Origin of the sequence: Chitinophaga sp., assembly GCF_035538455.1 — a bacterium.
Classification (GTDB): Bacteria; Bacteroidota; Bacteroidia; order Chitinophagales; family Chitinophagaceae; genus Chitinophaga.
In genome coordinates this window covers 1-7155 of sequence record NZ_DATLKJ010000250.1, presented here as the reverse complement: position 1 = coordinate 7155, position 7155 = coordinate 1, and the positions used below count along the sequence as shown (strand labels likewise).

Annotated in this window: 7 protein-coding genes; 2 read left to right on the top strand and 5 right to left on the bottom strand. The window is 45.3% G+C overall.

Going from position 1 to position 7155, the window contains the following annotated elements:
* Nucleotides 1-384 (bottom strand): class I tRNA ligase family protein (locus VM802_RS29275; protein ID WP_325537511.1); only part of this gene is annotated, 384 nt, incomplete at its 3' end.
* Nucleotides 385-534: 150 nt separating this feature from the next.
* Here VM802_RS29275 and VM802_RS29270 point away from each other — a divergent pair.
* Nucleotides 535-1443 (top strand): S66 peptidase family protein, encoded by a 909-nt coding sequence (locus VM802_RS29270; RefSeq protein ID WP_325537509.1) that lies wholly within the window; start codon nt 535-537, stop codon nt 1441-1443.
* A 61-nt stretch (nt 1444-1504) separates the two neighbouring features.
* Here the strand turns inward: VM802_RS29270 and VM802_RS29265 are convergent, their stop codons facing one another.
* Both VM802_RS29265 and VM802_RS29260 read right to left on the bottom strand, forming a co-directional pair.
* Nucleotides 1505-2317 carry a HesA/MoeB/ThiF family protein gene (locus VM802_RS29265; RefSeq protein ID WP_325537507.1) on the bottom strand — a complete coding sequence of 271 codons (813 nt, stop codon included), beginning with the start codon at nt 2315-2317 and terminating at the stop codon, nt 1505-1507.
* A gap of 15 nt (nt 2318-2332) precedes the next feature.
* Nucleotides 2333-3685, bottom strand: coding sequence for a sensor histidine kinase (locus VM802_RS29260; protein WP_325537505.1), 1353 nt, complete (start codon nt 3683-3685; stop codon nt 2333-2335).
* Between the two features lie 429 nt (nt 3686-4114).
* Between VM802_RS29260 and VM802_RS29255 the strand changes: the two genes are divergently transcribed.
* Nucleotides 4115-4666 (top strand): YqgE/AlgH family protein, encoded by a 552-nt coding sequence (locus VM802_RS29255; protein ID WP_325537503.1) that lies wholly within the window; start codon nt 4115-4117, stop codon nt 4664-4666.
* A 513-nt stretch (nt 4667-5179) separates the two neighbouring features.
* Here VM802_RS29255 and atpC read toward each other — a convergent pair.
* Entirely contained in the window at nt 5180-5437 is a 258-nt protein-coding gene (atpC, locus tag VM802_RS29250) for an ATP synthase F1 subunit epsilon (RefSeq protein ID WP_325537502.1), read from the bottom strand.
* A gap of 62 nt (nt 5438-5499) precedes the next feature.
* Nucleotides 5500-7002 carry a F0F1 ATP synthase subunit beta gene (gene atpD / locus VM802_RS29245; protein ID WP_325537500.1) on the bottom strand — a complete coding sequence of 501 codons (1503 nt, stop codon included), beginning with the start codon at nt 7000-7002 and terminating at the stop codon, nt 5500-5502.
* Nucleotides 7003-7155: the final 153 nt, after the last annotated feature.

Sequence of the window (7155 nt, the reverse complement as noted above, 5' to 3'; positions counted from 1 at the left end):
AAACTGTTCTGATTCTTTTTCCTCAAACAAACCGTCATTATACATCCTCAGGAAAAAATCCGAAGCAGTACGATGATGAATAGGGGCGCTGGTGCGGGCGAAGATATCAAAGGAAATACCCATCGCTGCAAAGCTGTCGCCGATCATTTTGTGGTATTTATCCACAATATCCTGCGGAGTCACGCCTTCCTTCATCGCCTTGATGGTGATAGGAACGCCGTGTTCATCGGATCCGCAAATAAACTTTACATCTGCCTTCTTTGCGCGCAGGTAGCGGACATAAATATCTGCAGGGATATAGCAACCGGCCAGGTGCCCGATATGTACCGGACCATTGGCATACGGTAGCGCCGCAGTTATTAAATATCTATTAAATTTTCCCATAGTATCTTGAAGAATGCTTAAATAAATTTTAAATCAGGTTTTTTGTTTTTGGAATCATCCAACTATTCACCATCTTAGTTCGCGAAATTGGATTTTTAGTGATTCCAATCAAAAATATTTTGGTAATTAGCAAAGGTAAATAAAAGAACAATGGTAAAGGTTCCGCCATATCTAAAAAAAGGTGATCTGATAGGAGTTACCTGCTCCAGCAGTAAAATGGAGCTGGCAGCAGCAGAATACGCAGCAGACGTGTTGCGCTCATGGGGATATCGCGTACATCTGGGTATCACAGTGGGCACCAGCTTTCACAATTTTTCCGCTCCGGATGAGCTCCGGCTCGAAGAATTGCAGGACATGCTGGATGACCCTGAGATAAAAGCCATTGTTTTCGGACGTGGTGGCTACGGGATGATCTGTATCCTCGACAAGCTCGACTTTACCAGATTCCGCAAGCATCCCAAGTGGCTCTGTGGGTACAGCGATGTTACAACGCTGCATTCGCATGTGCATCAGCGCTATGGTATAGCCACAATACATTCCATGATGTGTAGCGGCATTACGCCTGACACCGTTGAGGATGAATATGTGCAAAGCCTTGCCAATGTTTTGAAAGGCAAACCATACCGCTATGCAACGGCCACGCATATACTGAACCGCGAGGGCCGTGCCACCGGCCAGCTGGTGGGTGGAAACCTGTCCCTTCTGGGCAATCTCTCCGGCAGTCGCTCCCAGATAGACACAAAAGGGAAAATACTGTTATTGGAAGATATAGGCGAATACCGTTATAATGTGGACCGGATGATGTACAACCTCAAACGCGCCGGCTGGCTCGACAAACTTGCAGGATTGGTAGTCGGCGCCTTCACTGACGGGCAGGAAACCACTACGCCGTTTGGTCAGACAGAGTACGAGATCATCAGCAATATGGTGAAAGAATACGGTTACCCGGTTTGCTTTGGCTTCCCCAGCGGGCATCAGCAGGAAAACTATGCCCTCAAGCTGGGCATTAAGCATGAGCTGAAAGTTGGATCCAAATGCACACTGAGTGAGAAAAAATAACAAAAGCCTTTAGCTATAACCGCTAAAGGCTTTTATCCATTCTTTTATAACGATACATTCGTCAATCTTCTACATCAGGCACAATCTCCAGACCGTAATCTTCGGCTTTGAGCAAGCCACGGGTACGGGTTTCCTCCAGTACCTCCTGATTCAGCACCAAATCATTTACCTCCATGGTATTGTGCAGATAATCCGCTCCATATAATTTCCCTGCAAGCCCGCCAGGCACACCTATTAGGTATTTCAGCACTTCAGATACGATGTGCAGTCCGGTCATACCATGAGTAACGCCAATAGCGCCTGCATCAAAGTTGCGGTATTCTTCTGTGAGATGCATAGCACAACGGTAAGTGGCGGTAGTGGAGCCATCAGGCAGCGGCATGTTGAAGCCGGCCCACCATGCCATCCAGTTGTGCACTTCGCCGGTCACAAAAGGAATATTATGTTTTACACACGCATCATTCACTACGAGGTGCGTAGGCGCATGCTGCGTACAGTCTATTACGAGGTCGAATCCGGCCAGCACGAGTGAAGCATTTTCCGGCTTCATCTGCACTAACATCGGGTAATGCTTGGTGAAAGGATTCATGGCCCAGAGCCTGCTGGCTGCCATTTTTGCTTTATGCTTACGGATATCCTGCATGAGGTACACCGGCTGGCGGTGCATATCTTCATCGTTGATAACGCCATAATCTGCAATGCCGAGCACACCGATGCCGCTGGCGCTGAGATATTGCAGTACGGGGCTCCCCAGGCCCCCCGCACCTATCACCAGTATCCGGGAGGTACCCAGCTTTTCCTGCATTTCCACTCCCATACCGGGAACGGCTATAGGATTTCTGAAATGCTGTATTTCTTTCTCGCTTAATGCCATATGTTAATCCTTTATCTATTCCTGCGGAAACTCCAGGGTGAACTTACTGCCCCTGCCCAGTGTGCTTTCCACTTTAATTTTTCCCTTATGCGCATCCACAATGGCTTTCACATAAGTGAGACCGAGGCCGAATCCCTTTACATTGTGAACATTGCCGGTATGAGCACGGTAGAATTTTTCAAAGATACGCGAAATAGTATCGCGCGACATCCCGATACCATTGTCTGTAATCACGATGAAAAGGCTCTTGCGGGTATTGTAGGTCTGAATCTTTATTTCCAGATTGTCTTTCGAATATTTGATAGCATTATCCAACAGATTGAAGACCACGTTAGAGAAATGCACATCGTCTGCCATGATTACCGGATTGATGGCATCCAGCTGCAGTTCTACTACACCGTTCTTGGCAGCCAGCTGCAGCTGCAGGTTATCAGTAGTGCTTTGTATTACGGCGTGTACATCTGTAGCCAGCAGTTTAAGTCCGATCTCGTCCTTTTCCAGGAGGGCAGACTGCAGAATGCTTTCCACCTGCTTGTTCATACGCTTGTTCTCTTCCTTGATGATGCCGGAGAAGTAGCGGATCTTATCTTTGTTGTCCATTACCTTTTCATTGCCGATGGCATCAATAGCTAACGAGATTGTGGCCAATGGCGTCTTCAGCTCATGCGTCATGTTATTGATGAAGTCGGATTTGATTTCCGACAACTTCTTCTGATTGAGCATGGTATAGATAGTGAGGGCAAAAGCCGTGATGATGATGAGAGTAAACAATACGCTTCCCGTTATCATAATAGTCATCTGCCTGGCAGCAACATCCTTATTGGGAAGAATGATCATCATAGTTTCCGTTCTGTCATCTATTCTGGCCAGATCACCAAGTATGATCATCTGTATTTTATAATCGGCACTGTCGGTTACCTGGGCAGCAAACATCTTGTCGAACCCACCGGAATTCATTTTGGGGCGACCATTGTAACCCGGGTTGGAGCCAAAAATAGCGAACTCGAAATGAGAAGTGTCCAGGCGGTTGCTCTTCATTTTCTCCTGTATCAGGTGACGCACTTCCTGCGGCGCATAGATTTCACTGATAGCAGGTTGCGTTAATACAGGAACAGGAACACGGTTTAATCCGAATGTAGCCTGCTCCCTGGCATTGTTCATCCTGAGTATAACGCTGTTATTCATGCGCTGCCGGTTCATCATCTCGAGGGTAACCTCTCCTGCCATCTGTTCCGCACGATGGTTAAACTGTTCTCTCTTGGTGGCAATAGCGTTCTTAATCCAGTTGTACTGGATGTAGATGATGCCCAGCAAGGTGAGTGTGATCAGAACAACGATTACGGGAAATATTCGTTTTAATGGTATCATGTAAGATTTGTCAGGGCTTAAATATACTTAACCTTAAATATTCTAGCTTGTTAAAAAAATTATTTGCTACAGCAACTATAATACAAAATTAGACACTAAGTCTTGCCCACAGAGCCTTCAGCAGCAATACAATACCACTTTAACGTAATTTTAACGGGCGAGAGCTGATTTTTGTAATAGTAGTTTTTGTACCTTTGTCTTACAAAACTGGTACTAAATTTGATTAGTATCAGGTATAAAAAGTAAATAAACTTTCTACATACATCGACGTGGATTCGTTCCATAAGCGATTTAGATTTTGGTTGATAAAATGGTAAGGAGGTTTTCTAGCCTCCTTTTTTTATTTCCTTCTCTCCCCACTTTTTTTTCACTGCATACATTATATCAATCATTTAATTACATTTGATCAAGCGATAAAAACGAATGCGTATGGTAACCTTGTCGCCCGGCATTTTGCTGATAGCAGATCCGTTCTTGAAAGATCCGAATTTTGCCCGGACCGTTATCCTTCTCTGTGAGCACCAGGAAAAAGGCAGTTTTGGTTTTGTGATTAATAAATTGTTTGATCAGCATCTGGATGCATTGATTCCGGATGTACTGATGAATAATATCCCTGTATATTTCGGCGGTCCGGTACAGATCGATACTATTCATTTTATACACCAGCTGCCTGACCTCATAACAGGCGGCGCAGAAGTGATCCCCGGCGTATACTGGGGTGGCCGCTTTGAAACGGTGGTGGAACTGATCAATAAAGGCATGCTGGACCTGAAAAAGATCAAGTTCTTTATTGGGTACTCCGGCTGGACCGGCGGACAGCTGGAAGATGAACTGAAGGAAAAATCCTGGATTACATCAGCCAGCTCCCCATCGCTCATATTTGAGCCTAAAGAAGAGCAAATATGGCAGCAATCGTTAAAGAACCTTGGCAGTAACTTTGCCATGATGGCAAACTTCCCGATAGATCCTTCCCTCAATTAAAGCTAAATTTCTGAAAGAGAACCAGATGTAAAATGACACCCATGATATTCAAAAAATGAACGGGGAGAATGCATTTTTTTTGGAACAAATTAAATAACTTGCTAACGTAATTGGTACGATAGTAATATTAGTAATAGAGAATATCCGGTAATATATCAGGTAAGCAACCGAAAGAAACACCTATGAAGGCAAACCTATTTGTGAGAACATTTGCACTTTCCATAGATACAGACTGATCAGACACCCGAAAAAATTACCTGAGCACAAACTTAATTAAAGGCATTCATTAGGTAAAATATGCAGCCTTTAAAAGGGCTGTTCATTGACGTACATGCAACCTGCGGCTATATCATATAGCCGTATGGGTTACTGCGTTGTACAGAAATGATTATTAGCGGAAATCCCGATTGGTAATCTTGCTATAAGGGGTCTTCTAAGATTGGAATAGTTAGGACAAAACGAAGGCCGGGTAATCTTACCCGGCCTGTCCAATATTTTTATACTGGCGTATAATTATTTCTCCACAGCTACAGCTCCTTCAACAAGTACAGTAGCCTTATTGCGCAACACTTCCACAAATCCGCCGCTGATAGTAAAAAACTCTGTGTGAGTCTTATCCTTCAGCACTTTCATTTTACCATTTCCGAGAGCGGCAATCAATGGTGCATGTTTATCCAGTATCTCAAAAGAACCGTCCACGCCGGGGAGTTGTACGCCGTACACTTCGCCGGTGTATAATTTTCTTTCTGGTGTTAATACTTCTAATAGCATGTTATGATCGTGAATGGTGAATAAGAACTGATCCTCCGCGAACCGGAGGATCAGTTACAGAATTAGTTATTGGCTGCTTCCAGCAGTTTCTTACCTTTTTCGATAGCGGCGTCGATAGAACCTACCAGGTTGAACGCTGCTTCAGGATATTCATCCACTTCACCGTCCATGATCATGTTGAAACCACGGATGGTTTCTTCGATCGGAACCAGTACACCTTTCAGACCTGTAAACTGTTCTGCTACGTGGAAAGGCTGTGACAGGAAACGCTGAACGCGGCGTGCGCGGGATACAGTCAGTTTATCTTCGTCGCTCAGCTCGTCCATACCCAGGATGGCGATGATGTCCTGTAACTCTTTATAGCGCTGCAGGATCATTTTCACGCGCTGTGCGCAGTTGTAGTGAGCTTCACCTACGATAGTAGGAGTCAGGATACGGGAAGTAGAATCCAGCGGGCTCACAGCAGGATAGATACCAAGGTCGGAGATCTTACGATCCAGTACGGTGGTAGCATCCAGGTGGGAGAAGGTTGTAGCCGGAGCAGGGTCAGTCAAGTCATCCGCAGGTACGTAAACCGCCTGTACGGAAGTGATTGAACCATTTTTAGTTGAAGTGATACGCTCCTGCATCAGACCCATCTCAGTAGCCAGCGTTGGCTGATAACCCACCGCTGAAGGCATACGGCCTAACAGTGCAGATACCTCAGAACCAGCCTGGGTGAAACGGAAGATGTTATCTACGAAGAACAGGATATCACGACCACCACCTGCAGTACCGTCACCGTCACGGAAGTATTCAGCGAGTGTCAGACCAGACAGGGCCACACGTGCACGTGCACCAGGAGGCTCGTTCATCTGACCAAACACGAATGTAGCCTGGGATTGTTTCAGCTGTTCTCTATCTACCACTGATACCTGCCAGTCGCCATGTTCCATGGACTCTTTAAATTTATCACCGTATTTCACGATATTCGCCTCGATCATCTCACGCATCAGATCGTTCCCTTCACGGGTACGCTCACCCACACCGGCAAATACAGACAGACCTTCGTAACCTTTCGCAATGTTGTTGATCAGCTCCTGGATCAATACGGTTTTACCTACACCCGCACCACCAAACAAACCAATCTTACCACCTTTTGCATATGGCTCGATCAGGTCAATTACTTTGATACCAGTGAACAATACTTCTGTATCGGTAGCCAGATCCTCAAATTTAGGAGGCTGACGGTGGATAGAATAACCGTTTGAAACATCAACATCACCGAGACCGTCAATTGCCTCTCCTACCACATTGAACAAACGTCCTTTAACCTGGTCGCCGATTGGCATTTTAATAGGCGCGCCTTTATCCACTACTTCCATACCACGAACCATACCGTCAGTGGAATCCATTGCCACGCAACGAACACTGTCTTCACCCAGGTGCTGTTGTACTTCCAATACTACTTTCTGACCATTTTCGCGGGTTATTTCCAGTGCATTGTAGATTTCAGGCAATTTGTTTTCAAAGTGCACGTCCACCACGGGACCGATAATTTGTTTGATCTTACCTGTGTTAGGCATATTTTTAAAGAGGTTTATAAAATACTAAAAAGTTATTTCCTCGAAAAACTGCTGCAAAAACAGACAGTTCCCAAAATTTGGCGCAAAGGTAATGGTTAATGGGTGAAAATCAAAACGACTACAAGGAAAAATAACCATTCCCCACCGCTTTTC

Bases quoted from the DNA above. Each gene is read 5' to 3' on its own strand.
- atpD (WP_325537500.1), bottom strand. From the start codon at position 7,002: ATGCCTAACACAGGTAAGATCAAACAAATTATCGGTCCCGTGGTGGAC.
- VM802_RS29260 (WP_325537505.1), bottom strand. From the start codon at position 3,685: ATGATACCATTAAAACGAATATTTCCCGTAATCGTTGTTCTGATCACA.
- atpC (WP_325537502.1), bottom strand. From the start codon at position 5,437: ATGCTATTAGAAGTATTAACACCAGAAAGAAAATTATACACCGGCGAA.
- VM802_RS29265 (WP_325537507.1), bottom strand. From the start codon at position 2,317: ATGGCATTAAGCGAGAAAGAAATACAGCATTTCAGAAATCCTATAGCC.
- VM802_RS29255 (WP_325537503.1), top strand. From the start codon at position 4,115: ATGGTAACCTTGTCGCCCGGCATTTTGCTGATAGCAGATCCGTTCTTG.
- VM802_RS29270 (WP_325537509.1), top strand. From the start codon at position 535: ATGGTAAAGGTTCCGCCATATCTAAAAAAAGGTGATCTGATAGGAGTT.